13 protein-coding genes and 1 pseudogene are annotated in these 17571 nt (G+C 71.2%); 3 read left to right on the forward strand and 11 right to left on the reverse strand.

Annotated elements, in window-relative coordinates:
* Positions 1 to 43: 43 nt before the first annotated feature.
* The 7 genes and pseudogenes from AC5JOC_RS15990 to AC5JOC_RS16020 form a co-directional block, all read right to left on the reverse strand.
* Positions 44 to 1177 carry a Gfo/Idh/MocA family protein gene (locus tag AC5JOC_RS15990; protein ID WP_494246805.1) on the reverse strand — a complete coding sequence of 378 codons (1134 nt, stop codon included), beginning with the start codon at positions 1175 to 1177 and terminating at the stop codon, positions 44 to 46.
* 62 nt (positions 1178 to 1239) lie between these two features.
* Positions 1240 to 1936: pseudogene (locus AC5JOC_RS15995) on the reverse strand (ThuA domain-containing protein).
* Positions 1937 to 1987: 51 nt separating this feature from the next.
* Positions 1988 to 2941 (reverse strand): carbohydrate ABC transporter permease, encoded by a 954-nt coding sequence (locus AC5JOC_RS16000; RefSeq protein WP_079706768.1) that lies wholly within the window; start codon positions 2939 to 2941, stop codon positions 1988 to 1990.
* Positions 2941 to 3867: a carbohydrate ABC transporter permease gene (locus AC5JOC_RS16005; protein WP_071258845.1), complete on the reverse strand. Its 927-nt coding sequence runs from the start codon at positions 3865 to 3867 to the stop codon at positions 2941 to 2943. The genes AC5JOC_RS16000 and AC5JOC_RS16005 overlap by 1 nt, the downstream gene beginning before the upstream one ends.
* 7 nt (positions 3868 to 3874) lie before the next feature.
* On the reverse strand, positions 3875 to 5185 hold the full coding sequence (locus tag AC5JOC_RS16010; protein WP_192019476.1) for an extracellular solute-binding protein: 1311 nt from the start codon (positions 5183 to 5185) through the stop codon (positions 3875 to 3877).
* Between the two features lie 50 nt (positions 5186 to 5235).
* Positions 5236 to 6426 carry a Gfo/Idh/MocA family protein gene (locus AC5JOC_RS16015; protein WP_494246806.1) on the reverse strand — a complete coding sequence of 397 codons (1191 nt, stop codon included), beginning with the start codon at positions 6424 to 6426 and terminating at the stop codon, positions 5236 to 5238.
* Between the two features lie 225 nt (positions 6427 to 6651).
* Complete coding sequence (locus AC5JOC_RS16020) at positions 6652 to 7698, reverse strand: LacI family DNA-binding transcriptional regulator (RefSeq protein ID WP_192005792.1); 1047 nt, start codon at positions 7696 to 7698, stop codon at positions 6652 to 6654.
* A 187-nt stretch (positions 7699 to 7885) separates the two neighbouring features.
* Here AC5JOC_RS16020 and xylA point away from each other — a divergent pair, with 187 nt between their 5' ends.
* The 3 genes from xylA to AC5JOC_RS16035 all read left to right on the forward strand — a co-directional run bounded on the left by xylA (position 7886) and on the right by AC5JOC_RS16035 (position 12068).
* Positions 7886 to 9076 (forward strand): xylose isomerase, encoded by a 1191-nt coding sequence (gene xylA / locus AC5JOC_RS16025; protein ID WP_079706764.1) that lies wholly within the window; start codon positions 7886 to 7888, stop codon positions 9074 to 9076.
* Between the two features lie 129 nt (positions 9077 to 9205).
* Entirely contained in the window at positions 9206 to 10639 is a 1434-nt protein-coding gene (gene xylB, locus AC5JOC_RS16030) for a xylulokinase (protein ID WP_494246807.1), read from the forward strand.
* A 385-nt stretch (positions 10640 to 11024) separates the two neighbouring features.
* On the forward strand, positions 11025 to 12068 hold the full coding sequence (locus tag AC5JOC_RS16035; protein WP_494246808.1) for an NADPH:quinone reductase: 1044 nt from the start codon (positions 11025 to 11027) through the stop codon (positions 12066 to 12068).
* Positions 12069 to 12095: 27 nt separating this feature from the next.
* Here AC5JOC_RS16035 and AC5JOC_RS16040 read toward each other — a convergent pair whose 3' ends face one another.
* The 4 genes from AC5JOC_RS16040 to AC5JOC_RS16055 are packed head-to-tail and all read right to left on the reverse strand — an operon-like array spanning position 12096 to position 17455.
* Positions 12096 to 13208, reverse strand: coding sequence for a glycerate kinase (locus tag AC5JOC_RS16040; RefSeq protein ID WP_192019471.1), 1113 nt, complete (start codon positions 13206 to 13208; stop codon positions 12096 to 12098).
* A gap of 4 nt (positions 13209 to 13212) precedes the next feature.
* Complete coding sequence (locus tag AC5JOC_RS16045; protein ID WP_494246809.1) at positions 13213 to 14265, reverse strand: M24 family metallopeptidase; 1053 nt, start codon at positions 14263 to 14265, stop codon at positions 13213 to 13215.
* Positions 14262 to 15431 carry a Gfo/Idh/MocA family protein gene (locus tag AC5JOC_RS16050; RefSeq protein ID WP_494246810.1) on the reverse strand — a complete coding sequence of 390 codons (1170 nt, stop codon included), beginning with the start codon at positions 15429 to 15431 and terminating at the stop codon, positions 14262 to 14264. Before AC5JOC_RS16050 ends, AC5JOC_RS16045 begins: the two co-directional genes overlap by 4 nt.
* Positions 15428 to 17455 carry a DUF6807 family protein gene (locus AC5JOC_RS16055; RefSeq protein WP_494246811.1) on the reverse strand — a complete coding sequence of 676 codons (2028 nt, stop codon included), beginning with the start codon at positions 17453 to 17455 and terminating at the stop codon, positions 15428 to 15430. The genes AC5JOC_RS16050 and AC5JOC_RS16055 overlap by 4 nt, the downstream gene beginning before the upstream one ends.
* Positions 17456 to 17571: the final 116 nt, after the last annotated feature.

The following is a 17571-nucleotide window of genomic DNA, read 5'->3' on the forward strand; positions in this document are numbered from 1 at the left end:
CCCGGACCAGCGCCGAGTGACAGTTCGCGGGCAGGGGAGGAACTCAGGCGACGGTCGCGGGCTGCAGCACCGGTGCCGGGCGGGGGACGGTACTGGTCAGTTCCACGACGCGGTGCTCACGACCGGCGACGATGATCGCCTCCATGATCTCCAACACGTGGAACGCGAGGTCGCCCGAGGCCCGATGCGGTCGGTCCTGCTCGATCGCCTCGGCCAGGTCCGACAGGCCCACGCCGCGCCCGGCGTCGACGAAGCCGGCGCTGTCGGGGACGGCACGCCAGGTGCGGTCGTCGGCCGTCGCGATCTCCACCGGGTCCGAGAACCGGTTCGGGTCGGGCACGGCGACCGTCCCGCCCGTCCCGTAGACCTCGAAGAGCGGCACGCGGCTCGCCCACACCTCGAACGAGACCGTCACGGTCGAGACCACCCCGTTCGCGTGCTCGAGGATCGCGGTGACGTGCGTGTCGACCTCCTCGTGCACCGGGATCGGCGTCCCGGCCAGCGCTCCCGTCGCGACCGACCGCTCACGATCCGACCGCGCGACCGCCCCCGACACCCGCACGACGGGACCGAAGAACGACACGAGGCTCGTCAGGTAGTACGGCCCCATGTCGAGGAGCGGCCCGCCACCCGGCTGGTAGTAGAACGCGGGGGCCGGGTGCCACAGCTCGTGTCCCGGGGCGCTCCAGGCGACCGCCGCGGCGATCGGCCGACCGATGGCGCCGCTGTCGAGCACGGCGAGCGCCGTCTGGACGCCCGACCCGAGGACGGTGTCCGGCGCGCTGCCGACGCGGAGGCCCTTCGCCGCCGCGAGCTCGAGCACCGGTCGCGCCTCGGCGGTCGACAGCGCGAGCGGCTTCTCCCCGTAGACGTGCTTGCCGGCCTCGAGGGCTCGGAGCGCGACCTCGGCGTGCGCGGCCGGGATGGTCAGGTTCAGGACGACGTCGACCTCGGGGTCGGCGAGCAGCTCGTCGACGCTCGACGACCGCACGCCCTGTTCGGCGGCGACCTCAGCGGCGCGGGCGAGGTCGAGGTCCGCGACGACGACGAGCTCGAGGTTCGGCAGCTTCGGGAACTCGGCGAAGTACTGCTTCGAGATGTTGCCGACGCCGATGACGCCGACCCGGAGGACGGACCCTCCGGTGGTCTCGGACACTCCGTTCAGCGTGCTGCCCACAGCAGGCCCCTTTCGATCATGGCGCGGCCGGCGTTCTCGGCACCGGTCTTCGACGATCCCGTTCAGCGTGCTGCCCACAGCAGGCCCCTTTCGATGATGGTGCGGACGTTCGGGTCCTCGACGATCTCGATGCGGTGGCCGGGAGCGGACACGAAGATCCTGACCCTTCCCCCACTGCCGCGTCCAGATGGCGGGCGCCGTGACGGGACGGTTCCATGCGTCCCAGGGCCGCACCTCCTGCGTCGTCGTCGCGAGGACGTCGTTGTACTCGTCGCTCAGCACCCAGTACTGCTCGGTGACGAGGTCGAAGTCCTCGATGCCCTCGGTGATGGGGTGCGTCCGGCCGTACTCGGTGATGTGGACGGTGTAGGGGATGTAGTTGTCGGACTGCTCCCCCGTCCGCTCGGCCGGGTCCTTGCCGGCGTGGTGCGCGAACTGGCCACCGATCATGTGGAGGTAGTCGGCGTTGTTGCGGTACGAGTCCGCGATCCCGCCGTGCCAACCGGCCATGCCCGTCCCGTTCAGGACGGCGCGTTGCAGGCCGGCGAACTCCTCCGGCTCGATGGTGTTCATCGTGTTGATCTGCACGATGAGGTCGACCGTGTCGAGGTAGTCGGTGTCCGTGTAGACGGTGGTCCCGTCCTCGACGCGGACGGTGAACCCGTTCGCCTCCAGGAAGGGGATGAAGGCCGCGGTCGTCTCGACGGGCATGTGCCCGTCCCAGCCGCCTCGCACCACGAGCGCCTGCTTGTCAGTCATGTGTTCCTCTCAGGGGATGGTTCGGGTCGTCCGGTCGGGTCGCGACCGGCACTACTTGCTGAAGCCGGCGGTCATGCCGCTGATCAGCTGGCGTCGGCCGAACAGGTACAGGATGAAGATCGGCAGGGTCGACAGCACCACGGCGGCGAGCACGGCCGGCACGTTCACGCTGAACGACCCTTGGAACGTCCACAGCGACAACGGCAGCACCCGGTTGCTCGGCGACTGCGTGAGCACGAGTGGGAACAGGAAGCCGTTCCACACGTTGAGCGCGTTGTAGAGCGCGACGGTGACGATCGCCGGCCGGGCGAGCGGGAGGACGAGGGAGACGAGGGTCCGCCAGCTCGACGCCCCGTCGACGGTCATCGACTCGAACAGCTCCTTGGGGATGTCGCGGATGAAGTTCGACAGGATGAGCACGGTGACGGGCACCGCGAAGCCGATCGACGGCAGGATCAGCGCCAGGAGGGTGTCGTAGAGCCCCGCCTTGCTGAGCATGTAGAACAGCGGGATGATCGTCGCCTGCAGCGGGATCGCGAGGCCGAGCAGGAAGAACGAGAACGCTCCCCGCGTGAACCGGGAGTTGGTGCGCACGATCGCGTACGACGCCATGAGGCAGACGAACACGGTGACGGCGACGCTCGCGACGGTGATGATGACGCTGTTGCCGAGGTACAGGAAGAAGTCGCTCTGCAGCACGAGGGCGTAACCGTCGAGGGTCGGGTCGGTGGGCGGGATGAGCTGGTTGCTCGAGAAGAACCCGGCCTGCGGGCGCACGCTCGTGATGACGATGTAGTAGATCGGCAGCACGATGATGAGCAGCCAGATCCAGGCGCCGATCCCGCCGAGGATGTTCGGTTTGCGGCGGGCACCGCGGGGGCGCTTGCCTCGCGTCTCGTGCTCGCCGGGGCGTCCGCGCTTGGACCCGGCGGTCGAGACGCTGACCGTGTCGAGGCTGCCCGTCGGGAGCGCGCCGGGCTTCGTGAGTGGGTTCGTCGCTGACATCAGAGGCCCTCCTGCTGACTGTCCATCTTGGCGAAGCCGCTCAGCTTGGTGAGCAGCAGGGCGATGGCGAGACCGATGACGGCCAGGATGATCGCCATGACGCTCGCCTGCCCGAACTGACTCGCGGAGAAGCCCGTCACGTACATGAGGATCGGGAGGATGCGGGTGCCGGCGCTCGGAACGCCGCCGGTGAGCACGAAGATCACGTCGAAGTAGGTGAGCGAACCGATGATCATGAGCGTGGACGACGTCACGAGCGTGTACCGCAGCTGCGGGAGCGTGATGTGGAAGAACTGCTTGACCGTCCCGGCCCCGTCGATCTCGGCCGCCTCGTAGAGGGACGCCGGGATCTGCCGCACGCCACCCTGGAACAGGAGCGTGTGGAAGGGCACGAACTGCCACGCGATGATGAAGATCACGACGAAGAGCACGAGCTGCTGGTTGCCGAGCCAGTCCTGCTTGAGGAACGGGATGCCGAGCGACGCCGACAGGCCGAAGTTCGGGTCGAGGATCGCCTTGAACGCGATGGCCGTCGCCGCCGACGACAGCAGCAGCGGCAGGAAGAAGATCGCGCCGAGGACGGCCCGGTTGCGCTGCTTGCCGGCGGTCCAGGTCCCGAGCAGCAGGCTGATCGGGGTCTGGACGATCCAGGAGATCACGATGACCTTGAGGGTCAGGACGAGGGCGTCGATCGCGACCGGGTCGACGAGGACGGAAGCCCAGTTGTCGAGGCCGACCCACGCGGGGTCGGTGATCGCGTCCCAGCGGGTGAAGCTCAGGTACAGGGCGACGATGAGCGGGATGATCGCGAAGACGAGGAAGAAGCCCAGCGCCGGCGCGACCATCCAGCCGCTGGGGCCGGTGCGGCGGCGCATCGCTGCCGCACCGGCCCCTCGGGCCCCGTTCAATGGACGGGTGACGGTCATCGGGAGATCACTGTCCGATCGTCTTGTTCATGTTGTCGGAGAACTCCTGCGGGGTGATCTGCAGGTTGAACAGCTGGTCGAGGTTCGTCAGCAGCGCGGTCGCCTGTGCGGGCGGGAGCGCCTGGTCCCACGACATCTGGAAGTTCTTGGCGTTCTTCGTCAGGTCGTAGACGGTCGTGCCGAAGTCGCCGCCGGCGTCCGCGATCTGGTCGTCGATACCCGTGATCGGCGGCACCTGACCGGCCTCGACCATGCGGTCGATGTAGCCCTTGTCGAAGACGCCCTCGGTGAGGTACTTCAGCGCGCTGGCCTTCTGCTCCTTCGTCGCCGAGGCGGAGATGGAGAAGTACCCGGACGGGTTGCCGACGATGTTCGACGGGTCGCCCTTGCCACCGGTGACGGCGGGGAAGGTCGTGTAGCCGAGCCCCTTCTCGGCGAACTCGGCCGCCTGCTGCTTGAAGGTCGTCATGACCCAGGCGCCCTGGAGCATCATCGCGGCCTTGCCCGTGTAGAGCAGGGCGACGTCGGCGTTGCTGTCGGCGGTGACCGAGGCGTAGCCGTCGACGAACGCGCCGGCCTTCACGAGCTCCTGGATCTTCTCGTTCGCCTCGATGATGCCGGGGTCGCTCCACGCGTCGGCCTCACCGGCCATGATCTTGTTGAAGGCCTCGGGGCCGGCGACGCGGTCGACGAGGTACTCCTCCCACATGAGCGACGGCCACTTGGACGCACCGGCGAGCGAGAACGGGGCCACGCCTGCGGCCTTGAGCTTGGGGATGGCGTCGATGATCTCGTCGAAGTTCGTCGGGACCTCGACGCCGGCGGCCTTCAGGACGTCCTTGTTGTAATAGAACATGATCGGCGTGGTGGCGTTCATCGGCACCGCGTAGACCTTGTCGTCGATGACGCCCTGGTTCCAGACGGACTCGAGGAACTTGCCCTTGGCGTCCGCGGTCTCCGAGGTGATGTCGGCGACCTTGCCGGCGTCCACGTAGGAGTTCAGGGTGCCGCCCGCCCAGCTGTAGATGATGGTCGGGGCGCTGCCCGCGCCGACGGCCGTGCGGATCTTGGTCTTGTAAGCGTCGTTCTGGAAGTAGGTCGCGGCGACCTGGCCGTCGGCGTTGGCGCCGTTCCACTCCTTGAGCGACGGGCCGAGGACGGTGTCCTCGTCGGTGCCGGTGAGGCCCCAGAGGGTGGCGCTGCCACTCGGGGCGCCACCGCCGCTGGAGCAGGCGGTCGCGCCGAGCATGAGGGCCGAGACGCCGAGGGCGACTGCGGCCAGTCGGGTCCGACGGCGGGATGAAGTACGAAGCGTCATTGCGTTCTCTCCTTGGTGGGTGCTGCTGCTGATGGTGCGATGGGGTCGGGTCAGTCGGTGGGCGTCCAGGCGCTGCCGTTCGCGGCGCTCGACTCGACGGCGCGCAGGACCCGCTGGACCTGCAGGCCTTCGGCGAAGGACGGTTCGGGATCGGTGCCGCCGGTGATGGCCTGGACGAGGTCCCGCACCTGGTGCGAGAACGGGTGCTCGTAGCCGATGCCGTGGCCGGTCGGCCACCAGGCGGCCATGTACGGGTGCTCCGGCTCGGTGACGACGATGCGCGTGAAGCCCTGCTTGCCGGCGGGAGCGGTGGCGTCGTACACCTCGAGCTCGTTCATCCGCTCGAGGTCGAAGGCGATGGCTCCGCGGGAGCCGCTCAGCTCGATGCGGAGCGCGTTCTTCCGGCCGGTCGCGTAGCGGGTGGCTTCGAAGGCGCCGATGGCGCCGTCCGCGAGTCCGCCCGTGAGCTTCGCGGTGAACCAGGCGGCGTCGTCGACGGTGACCGCGCCGCGTTCCTCCGAGGCGGTCCCGCTCAGGCCGACGGTCTCGCCGAGGAGCGGTCGCTCGGTGACGAAGGTGGCGAGCGTCCCGCTGACGGTGTCGAGTCGGGCACCGGTCAGGTGCTGCACGAGGTCGATGGCGTGCGCGCCGATGTCGCCGAGCGAGCCGGAACCGGCCTGGTCCTTGTCGAGGCGCCAGGTCATCGGACCCTCGGCGTCGCTCAGCCAGTCCTGGAGGTAGAGCGCGCGGATCTGGCGGACGTCCCCGAGCGCGCCCTCCGCGATGAGCTGGCGGGCGTAGCCGATGGCGGGCACGCGACGGTAGCTGAAGCCGACCATGGAGCGGACGCCGCGGGCCCTCGCCGCCTCGGCCGCGGCGACCATCAGCTCCGCCTCCTCGACGCTGTTGGCGAGCGGCTTCTCGCAGAGGACGTGCTTGCCGGCTTCGAGGGCGGCGATCGCGATCTCGACGTGCGAGGAGCCGGGCGTGCAGACGTCGACGATGTCGATGGACGGGTCGGCGATGACGCTCCGCCAGTCCGTCGAGGCCGACTCCCAGCCGAACTTCACGCGGGCCGCCTCGAGTGCCTCGGCGTTGCGGCCGACGATCGTCGCCATGACCGGTTCCGCGTCGAGGTCGAAGAAGCGCGGTGCGGTGCGCCAGGCCTGCGAGTGTGCGGCTCCCATGAAGCCGTATCCGATCATCGCGACCCGGAGTTCCGGCCGTCCGCTTCCCGCCATGTGCAACGCTCCCGAGCTGCTCGCGCAGCTGCGGCCCCGGGGTTCCGGATCGCTTCGCTGCGGTGCCCTGAAGCTAGCCCCGCCGCCTGTCTCCCCGCAACTTCCCTCTCCCGCATTGGAAACTTTTCGCACGCGCCGCACCCACCCACCCCACCCCTGCCCGCGAACTGTCACTCCGACACAGTCCCCGCCGCTCGGGACTAGCAGCGAGTGACAGTTCGCGGGCTACGGGGTGGGCGGGGCTGCGGTCGAACCCCGGACGACGAGGGAGGTGGCGAGGTCGAGGCGGATGTTGTCGACCGTCTCGGACCGGAGCTTCAGCACCAGGCGGGTCGCCTCCTCGGCCATCTCGATGAGCGGCTGCCGGATGGTCGTGAGGGCCGGGCCGACCCACTTGGCCGGCGGGACGTCGTCGTACCCGACGACCGACAGCTGCTCCGGGATCGAGATCCCGAGCGAGCGCGCCGCCTCGTAGACGCCGAACGCCTGCATGTCGTTGCCGGCGAAGATCGCAGTCGGTCGGTCCTCGAGCTGCAGCAGTTCGAGCGCCAGGACGCGTCCGGCCTCCGGGATGAACTCCCCGCGGCGCAGGATGGTCTCGTCGAGCGGGATCCCGGCCTCCTCGAGCGCGGACCGGTAGCCCGAGACCCGCGCCCGCGAACACATGAGGTCCTGCGGACCCGAGATCAGCCCGATCCTGCGGTGTCCGAGCTCGATGAGGTGGCGCGTCGCGGCCATCCCGCCGGACCAGTTCGTGGAGCCGATGGCGGCGACCTCCGGGCCAGGGTCCCCCGCCGGGTCGACCACGACGACCGGGATGTTGCGCGTGTGGAGCTGGCGCCGGTACGCCGGGTCGATGTCCGAGAACACGAGGATGACCCCGACCGGCTTCCGCGAGATGATGCTCTCGACCCAACCCTCGCCGGTCGAACGCCGGGCGCCCGTCTCGGTGAGGGTGACGCTCATGCCGTGCTGACGCGCGACCTTCTCGACACCGCGGATGATCTCGAGCGACCAGGAGCTGTCGATGTACTCGAAGACGAGCTCGATGAGCGAACCTTGCGCGAGCTCGGCACCGCGGCGACTGTAGCCGTGGCGGTCCAGGAGTCGCTCGACGATCTCCCGGGTGTCCGGCGACACCCCCGGTCGCCCGTTGAGCACCTTCGAGGCGGTCGACACCGACACGGAGGCCTCCCTGGCGATGCGCGACAGGGTCGCGCGCCCGCCACCGGCACCGGGTCCAGCGGTCTGCGCCGCGGGGTCGTCGCTCATCCGAGTCCTCCGATCCCGCTCCGTCGGGCCGGACGGCCGTCTCTGCAGCGAGAAGTTCTGCCCATGCTAACGAAATATTTCGCGACACTCGACCGGTGACGCGCGGCCGACGATCTGCTAGTCTCGACCATAAGTTGTGGTTAACAACAAATCATCCGCTCACCAACGACGTTGAAGGACTGCACGCATGAGCCTCACCCCCACCAAAGCCGATCGGTTCTCCTTCGGCCTCTGGACGATCGGCTACAACGGGACCGACCCGTTCGGTGGCCCCACCCGCCCCGACCTCGACGTGGTCGAGGCCGTCACCCGCCTGAACGACCTCGGCGCCTACGGCCTCACCTTCCACGACGACGACCTCTTCGCCTTCGGTTCGACCGACGCCGAACGCCAGAAGCAGATCGACCGTCTCAAGCAGGCGCTCGCCGACACCGGCGTCATCGTGCCGATGGTGACCACCAACCTGTTCAGCGCGCCCGTCTTCAAGGACGGCGGCTTCACCTCGAACGACCGCGCCGTCCGCCGCTTCGCCCTCCGCAAGGTGCTCCGCAACCTCGACCTCGCCGCCGAACTCGGCGCCAAGACCTTCGTCATGTGGGGCGGCCGCGAGGGCGCCGAGTACGACTCCGCGAAGGACGTGCAGGCGGCCCTCGAGCGCTACCGCGAGGCCGTCAACCTCCTCGGCGACTACGTGACCGACAAGGGTTACGACATCCGCTTCGCGATCGAGCCGAAGCCCAACGAGCCCCGCGGCGACATCCTGCTCCCGACGCTCGGCCACGCGATGGCGTTCATCGAGACCCTCGAGCGCCCGGAGCTCGTCGGCATCAACCCCGAGGTCGGCCACGAGCAGATGGCGGGCCTCAACTTCACCGCCGGCATCGCCCAGGCGCTCTACCAGGGCAAGCTCTACCACATCGACCTCAACGGCCAGCGGGGCATCAAGTACGACCAGGACCTCGTCTTCGGTCACGGCGACCTGCAGAACGCGTTCTCGCTCGTCGACCTCCTCGAGCACGGTGGCGTGAACGGCGGCCCCGCGTACGACGGCCCGCGTCACTTCGACTACAAGCCGAGCCGCACCGAGGACATCACGGGCGTGTGGGACTCCGCAGCCGCCAACATGCGCATGTACCTGCTGCTCAAGGAGCGCGCCGAGGCGTTCCGCGCCGACCCCGAGGTGCAGGAGGCGCTGGCCGCCGCCCGCGTGCCCGAGCTGCGCGAGCCGACGCTCAACCCCGGCGAGACCGTCGAGCAGTTGCTCGCCGACCGCTCGTCGTACGAGGACTTCGACGCCGACGCCTACTTCGGCGGCAAGGGCTTCGGGTTCGTCCGCCTGCAGCAGCTGGCGGTCGACCACCTCATGGGTGCGCGCTAACCGACACCCGCGAACCTGGCGTTCCGTCTCCTGATCCGAGAGGATCGGGGGCGGAACGCCGTTCCGCGTTCCACCCCACAGCAGACCCGGCGGTCACCCGACCGCCCACCACCGAGAACAGGGAGAGCGATGACGCTCGTCGCCGGCATCGATTCGTCCACCCAGAGCTGCAAGGTCGTCATCCGCGACGCCGAGACCGGAGCGCTCGTCCGCGAAGGACGCGCGGCGCACCCCGCCGGCACCGAGGTCGACCCGGCCGCGTGGTGGCAGGCGCTGCAGGAGGCGGCCGCCGCCGCCGGCGGGTTGGCCGATGTCGCCGCGGTGTCGGTCGCGGCCCAGCAGCACGGCATGGTCGCGCTCGACGTCGACGGACGCGTCATCCGTCCGGCACTCCTCTGGAACGACACCCGGAGCGCGCAGGCCGCGACGGACCTCATCACGGAGTTCGGCGCTGCGGAACTCGCCCAGCGGACCGGGTGCGTCCCCGTCGCCTCCTTCACGATCACGAAGCTGCGCTGGCTGCGCGACGCCGAACCCGGGAACGCCGCCGAGGTCGCCGCCGTCGCACTCCCCCACGACTGGCTGACGTGGCGTCTGCGCGGCTTCGGTCCGGCCGACGAGAGCCCGCTCGGCGCGGACCTCGCCGAGCTGACGACCGACCGCTCCGACGCCTCCGGCACCGGGTACTGGTCCCCCACCGACGGCGAGTACGACCGCGAGCTGCTCGTCGCAGCGCTCGGCCACGATGCGATCCTGCCGCGCGTGCTCGCGCCGGAGGAGTCCACAGGGACCGGTGTCGACGGCGGCCTCATCGGGCCGGACACCGTCATCGGGGCGGGTGCCGGCGACAACGCGGGAGCCGCCCTCGGGCTCGGGGCGACGGCCGGCGACGTCGTCGTGTCGATCGGCACGAGCGGGACGGTGTTCGCCGTGACGCCGGCCGTGGTCCGCGACAGCTCGGGCACCGTCGCCGGGTTCGCCTCGGCCGACGGCGCGTTCCTGCCGCTCATCGCGACACTCAACGCCGCCCGGATCCTCGACGCGGTGGCCGCGCTGCTCGGCGTCGACCACACGGAACTCGGTCGACTCGCGCTCGAGGCCCCGGCCGGGGCACGGGGACTCGTGCTCCAGCCGTACTTCGAGGGCGAGCGCACCCCGAACCGGCCGGACGCGACGGCGACCCTCTTCGGCATGACCCTGGAGTCGACGACGCGCGAGGGCCTCGCCCGAGCGGCGATCGAGGGGCTGCTCTGCGGACTCGCCGACGGCCTCGACGCGGTGCTCGCGCAGGGCGTCACGGCGGAGCGCGTGCTCCTCATCGGTGGTGCGGCGCAGAACCCGGCGGTGCAGGCGATCGCTCGCGAGGTCTTCGGCGTGCCGGTCGTCGTGCCGGCACCCGGGGAGTACGTCGCCGACGGCGCCGCGGTGCAGGCGGCCTGGGCGCTCAGCGGCACTCGCCCGGCGTGGGCTGCAGTGGGGGCCGGCGACGGCACCGACCAGGCGGACGCTCTCGCTGCGGACGCGTCCGGGATCGCGCGGGAGCAGTACGCCGCCCGAGCCTGAGGCGGCACCGGTCGCCGGTCACTGAGCCTGTCGAAGTGCCACACACCGGAGCCTCCCGACCTACAACGCTCCCCGGGGGCCCTTCGACAAGCTCAGGGAACGGGCATCCCTTCCCCCGTCACCGAGCACCACCCGGTCACTGAGCGAACCCCCCGGTCAGTGAGCCGAACCCTCCCGGTCACTGAGCCTGTCGAAGTGCCACACGCAGAAGCCTCCCGAGACGCAACGTCACCCCGGGGGCCCTTCGACAAGCTCAGGGAACGGGTATCCCCTCCCCGGTCGGTGGGCCGAACCCTCCCGGTCACTGAGCGAACCCCTCCCGGTCACTGAGCCTGTCGAAGTGCCACCGCGGAATCTTCCGCGCGGCGGAGACGTTGGCCCCGGTATGCGATCGATCGTCTACTCCACCAACGGTGACCCGTCCGTCCTCCACCTCGTCGAGCGCGAGCTCCCCGAGCCCGGCCCCGGCGAGGTCCGCATCAAGCTCGCGTTCTCCGGCGTCAACCCGACCGACTGGAAGACCAGGCGCGGCGGCGGCCCCTCGGGTGGCATGCCCTTCCCCGAGGTCGTCCCGAACCTCGACGGCGCCGGCGTGATCGACGCGGTCGGCCCGGCCGCCGGCGACGCGGTGTCCACAACCACCTTCGCCGTCGGCGACCGCGTCTGGGTGTACCTCGCGGCGCACGAGAGCCCGCTGGGCACGGCCCAGGAGTTCACGGTGCAGCCCGTCTCCCGTGTGGTCCCCCTGCCCGACGCCGCGTCATTCGAACTCGGTGCCAGCCTCGGTGTCCCCGCGATGACCGCGCACCGCGCCCTCACCGTCGCGCAGGACGGCCCGGCCCGGCTCTCCCCCGGTGCCCTCGACGGCCGGACGGTCCTCGTCCAGGGTGGTGCCGGCGCCGTCGGCAACGCCGCGATCCAGCTCGCCCGCTGGGCCGGCGCGACGGTCATCACCACCATCAGCAGCGACGAGAAGGCCCGCCTCGCGACCGCCGCGGGAGCGCACCACGTCGTGAACTACCGCGAGGGCGACACCGCCGCGGCGATCCGCGAGGTGGCACCCGACGGCGTCGACCTCGTCGTGGAGGTCGCGATCGCGCAGAACCTCCCCCTCGACCAGGCGGTCCTCGCCCCGCGCGGCACGGTCGTCAGCTACGCCAACAACGGCGGTGACCAGGTCACGCTCGACATCCGTCCGCACATGGGGCTCAACACGCGGCTCCAGTTCATGCTGCTCTACACGGTCGGCGACGCCGCGCTCCACGCCGCCGCTGAGGACATCACCGCCGCGATCGAGGACGGCGCGCTCGCCGTCGGCGAAGACCACGGTCTGGCGCTGACGGTGTTCCCGCTCGCTGAGACGGCTGCGGCCCACGCCGCCGTCGAGGACGACACGGTCGGGAAGGTCCTCATCGACGTCACCGCATGACCGTACGTCGCCGCCGACGTGACGTGATCAGGGGCGGTACTGGGTGGCCAGTGCCGCCCCTGCCGCACGCAGGTGGACGAGCGGTTCGGCCATCGCCGCCTCGACACCGCCGGCCAGCGCCGTGAGCGATGCCGCCGCGAGGAAGATCCCCTCGGTGGGCGCCTGGATCGCCCCGGCGACGAGCATGGTCCGGTCCGCCGCGAGCCCGGCGACCCAGGAGGCGACCTTGCCGTCGGCCGTCTGGTCGTCGAAGCGGCCCTCGCCCGTGATCACGATCGACGCCGTCGCGGCCGCTTCCGGGAGGGCGATCGCCTCGCCGACACCGCGCGCGCCCGAAGTGGCGGTGGCGCCCCACAGCAGGAGGCCGTAGCCCGCACCGCCCGCGGCACCGGCACCGGGTTCGGCCGCGGCGCGTTCCGCACGGTCCGTCCCGAAAACCTCCGCAGCGCGGCTCACGAACCGGGCCAGGTTGGTGTCGAGGACCGCGACGTCGGCGGTGGTCGCGCCCTTCTGCGGGCCGAAGACCGCAGCGGCACCGCGGTCGCCGAGCAGCGGGTTGGTCACGTCGCTGAGGATGACCGCGCCGTCCGGCGGCAGCGCGCGGAGTCCGGCGGTGTCGATGTCGCGGAGCGTCGCGAGTCCGGCGTTGCCGGGCGCCACCGGTCCACCGTCGGCGTCCACCAGCCGCGCTCCGAGCGCGGTGAGCAGCCCGGCTCCACCGTCCGTGCTGGAGCTTCCGCCGATCGCGAGCAGGAGGCGTCGCGCACCGTGGTCCAGGGCGGCCGCGATGGCCTCACCGAAGCCGACGGTGTGCGCCGCGAACGGCTGCAGGGGGTCGAGCAGGGTCAGCCCGCTCGTCTGGGCGAGCTCCACGACCGCCGAACCGTCGGGCAGCTCGAGCCACTCGGCGTCCACCGGGTCGCCGACCGGGCCGGTGACCGTGATCGGGTGCCGACGCGCCCCGGGCACGGCGGCCGCGAAGGCGTCGAGCGTGCCCTCGCCGCCGTCGGCCATGGGGAGCGAGTGCAGGAGATCGTCGGGCCGAATGGTCCGCCACCCGTCGGCGATCGCCTCGGCGACCTCCGCGGCGGTCGCCGTGCCCTTGAACGAGTCCGGTGCGATCACGATGTGCCGGGTCATGTCTTCAGCCTCCCACGGTGGACGGGGTCGGGTGGGTCGAGGCCGTGCTCGTCGTCAGCACCTCGACACCGTCCGGCGTGACCACGACGGTGTCCTCGACCTTCACGCCGGGGGCGGTCGGGTTCCAGGCGAAGGCTTGCCAGAGCTGGACGACGTCGGTCGCCTCAGGCGTGGCGCGCGGATCGCGTCCCGCGTAGCCGGCCGCACCGCCCTGATGGTGCCTCGTCCACTCGTCGGCGTCGAAGCCCTGCTCGGCGTACGCCGCACTCCCCGTGCGGAGGATGTCGGCGAGCGAAGCACCTGGCACGGTGGCGTCGAGATAGGCGCGTTCGACGGCGCGGATGCGCTGCATGTCCGTGGCGAACGGCTCCGCCGGGGTGCCGCCCTCGTCGAACCACCGCGTGAGGTTCACGATGAGCCCGTCGCGGCGGCCGCAGGCGACGAGCATCGCCCGGGAACCGAGTCGCCCCTCGGTCGGCAGCGGGTGCCGGTGGGCGAGTCTGCCCTCCCCGGCGACGAGGAGGACGAGCGGGTCGATCCCGGCTGCGACGAGGCGCCCGGCGAGGTCCGCAGCGACCGCGCGTTCCGTCCGGGCGGGGTCGAGCTCGTCGACGAGCGTCTCGAGCGCCGACGTCGTCTCCCGCCCGAGCGAACGGAAGCGCGCGAGTTCGGCCGGGAGGAGCGACGCACGTGCGGCGCGCAGCTCGGCGGCGACGTCCGCCTCCTGCAGCACCCCGTCCCCACTCGGCAGCACCGCGTCGATCGGCGTGTGCCACGGCACCGTCCGAACGCGGATGTCGGGCAGCTCCTCGGCCTGCAGCCGGTCCACCTCGTTGGAGGTCGCGACGAGCCACGCGTCGCCCGGCGAGACCACGACCGCGACGATCGGGTCGGCCGCGAGGCTCACGTGGACGCGCGAGCCGTCGAGGTACCAGCTGACCGCTGCGGCGGACCGCAGCACGATCGTGCCTGCTCCGCGGGCCTCCAGGAGCGACGCGAGTCGGGCGTGTTTGCGACGGCGGTCGTCCTCGTCCGGACCGGGCCGCTCGTGGTTCATCGCCGGGCCCAATCGGTCCCGAGCTCGGCGAAGGTGCTGCCGGTGGCGGCCGCTTCCGCGACGAGCTCCTCGATCCTCGGAATGACGGGGCGGCGCTCGTCGCCCGCCCCGAGCCACTCGACGAGATCAGCGGGGATGCGGTGTGGCGCTGGGGCCGACCGGACCGCGTCGAGGACGGCGGTGAAGGCGGACGCGTCGGCCAGGGAGCTGACGAGTGCGGCATCCTCACCAGCCCGGACCGCCTCGCGCGCGCGGAGGAGGTCGGGGAGCAGGTCGGTCCGGCCCGTCGTCCAGCGTCGCAGGGTGACGCCGTCGACGACCAGCTCGACCTCGTCGCGTGTGTAGTGGAACCGGATCGAGCCGAGCTCTCCGTGGACCGTGACCACCGGGTCGGTCGTCTCCTGCGCGCACAGGGTGAGCGCCGCGGTCATGATCGGACCGCGCTGTGGGGTGATGCGGACGACCGAGGTGTCATCGGCCTCGATGTCGTTCGCCCGGTACTGGTCGAGGTCGATGGTGGCGATCGCCGCGCGGTCGGTCGTGCCGCCGAGTCGGAGCATGGTCTGGACCGCGTGCGCGAAGGGGTTGGTGACGACGCCGTCCACGACGGGTGTGCCGTCGAGCGTGCGCCTGCCCGACCACGCGGCACGCGTCCAGTAGCCGACGGTGCGGACCCAGGTGCCTCTCGCCTCGAGTGCTGTCACGGCCCCGATCTCCCCGCCGGCGACGACGTCCGCGATCTCGCCGATCGCGTGCGATCCGAGGCTCTGGAACCCGACCTGCACGAGCCCGCCGGTCCGGGCGGCGGTGGCCTGCAGCCGGTCGAGTTCGTCGTTCGAGGTCACCGGGGGCTTCTCGAGCAGGACGTCGGCGCCGTGCTCGAGGGCGGCGACGGCGAGGTCCAGGTGCGTGTGGATCGGGGTCGAGAGGATGACCACGTCCACCCGCCCGGCGGCGAAGCACTCCTCGAGCGAGTCGCGGAGCGGCGCGTCCCCGGCAGCGCGGTCCTCCTCGGTGAAGGTCCGATCGACGAGTCCGACGAGGCGGATCGCGCCGGTCGCGGCGAGCGCCCTGGCTGCCGCCACGTGACTGGCGCCATGGCCGTGGATCCCGACGACCACGACGGTCGGGGCGGTGGTGGCGGTGGCGTGGTCGGTGCTGGTCATGCGTCACTCCCTGTGCTGCGCGGTTCAATACTGCGCGGTTCGGTGCTGCGTTCCTCGGCGGTGAGGAGCGCACGGTGGATGGCGTCCGCCTGCTGCGCGTCCAGAGCGCCGTCGACGACGACCGCCTCCAGACCGGTGACGAGCGGGGTGTCGGCGGTGATGGTGGTGCGGCTGGTGGCGGCGAGCGAGACCCCGATACCCGGGTACTCGGCCGCACGGACGAACCAGGGGAAGGCGTTCGCTGCGGGCTGTCGGAACAGGACCGTGGTGGGGCGTCGAGGCGGCGTCGGGGCGGGCTCGGTGGTGTCGCCCGTCTGTGTGTCAGCGCTCCCGTCGGCGTCGAGGACGAAGGCGACCCAGGCCGCACGCGAGCCGTGCGCGGTCGACTCCCCCGGTCCGTCAGCGCTGAGGACGGACCGGTGGGCGTCCGCGGGCAACCGCCAGAACCATCCGCCGTAGCCGGCACCTTCGCGGCCGTTCGTGGCCGGCGATCCGATCGTCACCGTCGATCCCGTCGTCTGGAGGACGCTGGAGACGGCGACGCGGAGCGCCGACCTCCCGCTCCCGACGCCGGGTGCGGGCACGGCGAACTCCTCGACGACCGTGCGGCGCGACTCCCTCAGCTGCGTCGTCCCGTCGCGTCCGATCCAGTCGAGCGACTGACGCAGCACACCGGCGTCCACCTCGGTCTCGGTGACGCGCTGGACACCGTGGTTGTCGAGCATCGTCGACCCCTGCCCGGCGACGTAGGTGCGACCGCCCCAGTAGGAGACGCCGTCGACGTCGGCGACGGCCATCGAGAGTCCGACATGGTGGGGGTGGTCCTCGGGAGCGGATTCCGTGACGACGGTCCCGCCGAGCGACGTGACGGGGTGTGCGAACGGTCGCGGGGCGTCGGTCGGTTCGAGGCCGCTGCCGTCGTGGAGGACGAGGACCTCGCGGTCGCCGAGCCGGGCGGTCAGCTCCGGTGAAATGGGGTGGTCGGTTCCACGCCAGACGGGCGGACTCGCGGCCGGGCGGGCGGCGGCGCTCTCCCGGGCGACGAACCGGGGCCGGAAGACGAGCGGGTGTCCACCCTCCGCACCGCCGATCGTGTCGCGCAGTCTGGTCCACGCCTCGGCGCCGAGCTCGCGTCGCGGGACGGACACCGTGCTGAGCGCCGGCACCGCGAACGCCGCGAACGGGATGTCGTCGAAGCCGACCACACTGAGCGCCGAGGGGACGGACACACCGGCACCGCGGAGCGCCGAGACGAGCCCGAGGGCGACGAGGTCGTTGAAGGCGACGACGGCGGTCGCGTCGTGCTGCACCACCGTGTCGACGACCGCCGCGCCGTCCACCAGCGCTGATCCGGCCGTCACGATGTCGACGGAGAGGTCGTCGTGGTCCGAGCGCGCGCGGGCGATGCCGACCCGTCGGAGGCGATCGCCCTGACTCGCGGTGGGACCCGCGAGGTACAGGATGCGCCGGTGCCCGAGCGCGTGCAGCTCGGCGAGCACCTGCTCCATGCCGCTGGCGTAGTCGATGGACACCGACGGCACGGGCGAGTCGGCGAGCTCGCGGTTGACGAGCACGACCGGGTGGAGTTCGGCGAGCAGCGCTCGAAGCTCCGGCTCGGCCAGACGGGGTGAGCAGAGGACGATCGCGTCGCAGCGACGACGGGCTTCGCGGGCCGCCGCCGCCTCGTCGGTCGGGTCCTCCTCGGTGTCGGTCACGAGGACGCGGTAGCCGTCGGCCGCCGCGGCCCGGGTGACCCCGCGCAGGATCTCCTGGAACATCGGGTTCTCGAGGTCGGGCACGACGACCCCGATGGTGTTCGTGCGGCCGAGCGACAGGCTTCGGGCCAGCATGCTCGGGCGGTAGCCGAGGGCGTCCACCGCGGCGAGGACGCGGTCGGCGATCGCCGCGTCGACGGTCGCCTTCCCGTTGAGCACCCGCGACACGGTGGCCTTCGAGACGCCCGCCTCCACGGCGACGTCCGAGATCGTCGGCGTCGGGCCAGCACTGGGGAACCGGTTGCTCATACGTCCTCGTTCAACTCGTCACGGGTGGTGCCGTTCTCAATCATCCTATAGGCTCGCTCCGAGAAACCGGTTTCCCGGTTTGCGTGGTCGACCCGGTCGACCCGGACGTGGTCAGA

The organism is Plantibacter sp., from assembly GCF_059073635.1.

What these genes read in the sequence shown, in the direction of transcription:
- AC5JOC_RS16000 (WP_079706768.1), bottom strand. Translation starts at nt 2,941, where the DNA reads ATGTCAGCGACGAACCCACTCACGAAGCCCGGCGCGCTCCCGACGGGC.
- AC5JOC_RS16005 (WP_071258845.1), bottom strand. Translation starts at nt 3,867, where the DNA reads ATGACCGTCACCCGTCCATTGAACGGGGCCCGAGGGGCCGGTGCGGCA.
- AC5JOC_RS16010 (WP_192019476.1), bottom strand. Translation starts at nt 5,185, where the DNA reads ATGACGCTTCGTACTTCATCCCGCCGTCGGACCCGACTGGCCGCAGTC.
- AC5JOC_RS16015 (WP_494246806.1), bottom strand. Translation starts at nt 6,426, where the DNA reads ATGGCGGGAAGCGGACGGCCGGAACTCCGGGTCGCGATGATCGGATAC.
- AC5JOC_RS16020 (WP_192005792.1), bottom strand. Translation starts at nt 7,698, where the DNA reads ATGAGCGACGACCCCGCGGCGCAGACCGCTGGACCCGGTGCCGGTGGC.
- xylA (WP_079706764.1), top strand. Translation starts at nt 7,886, where the DNA reads ATGAGCCTCACCCCCACCAAAGCCGATCGGTTCTCCTTCGGCCTCTGG.
- xylB (WP_494246807.1), top strand. Translation starts at nt 9,206, where the DNA reads ATGACGCTCGTCGCCGGCATCGATTCGTCCACCCAGAGCTGCAAGGTC.
- AC5JOC_RS16035 (WP_494246808.1), top strand. Translation starts at nt 11,025, where the DNA reads ATGCGATCGATCGTCTACTCCACCAACGGTGACCCGTCCGTCCTCCAC.
- AC5JOC_RS16040 (WP_192019471.1), bottom strand. Translation starts at nt 13,208, where the DNA reads ATGACCCGGCACATCGTGATCGCACCGGACTCGTTCAAGGGCACGGCG.
- AC5JOC_RS16045 (WP_494246809.1), bottom strand. Translation starts at nt 14,265, where the DNA reads ATGAACCACGAGCGGCCCGGTCCGGACGAGGACGACCGCCGTCGCAAA.
- AC5JOC_RS16050 (WP_494246810.1), bottom strand. Translation starts at nt 15,431, where the DNA reads ATGACCAGCACCGACCACGCCACCGCCACCACCGCCCCGACCGTCGTG.
- AC5JOC_RS16055 (WP_494246811.1), bottom strand. Translation starts at nt 17,455, where the DNA reads ATGAGCAACCGGTTCCCCAGTGCTGGCCCGACGCCGACGATCTCGGAC.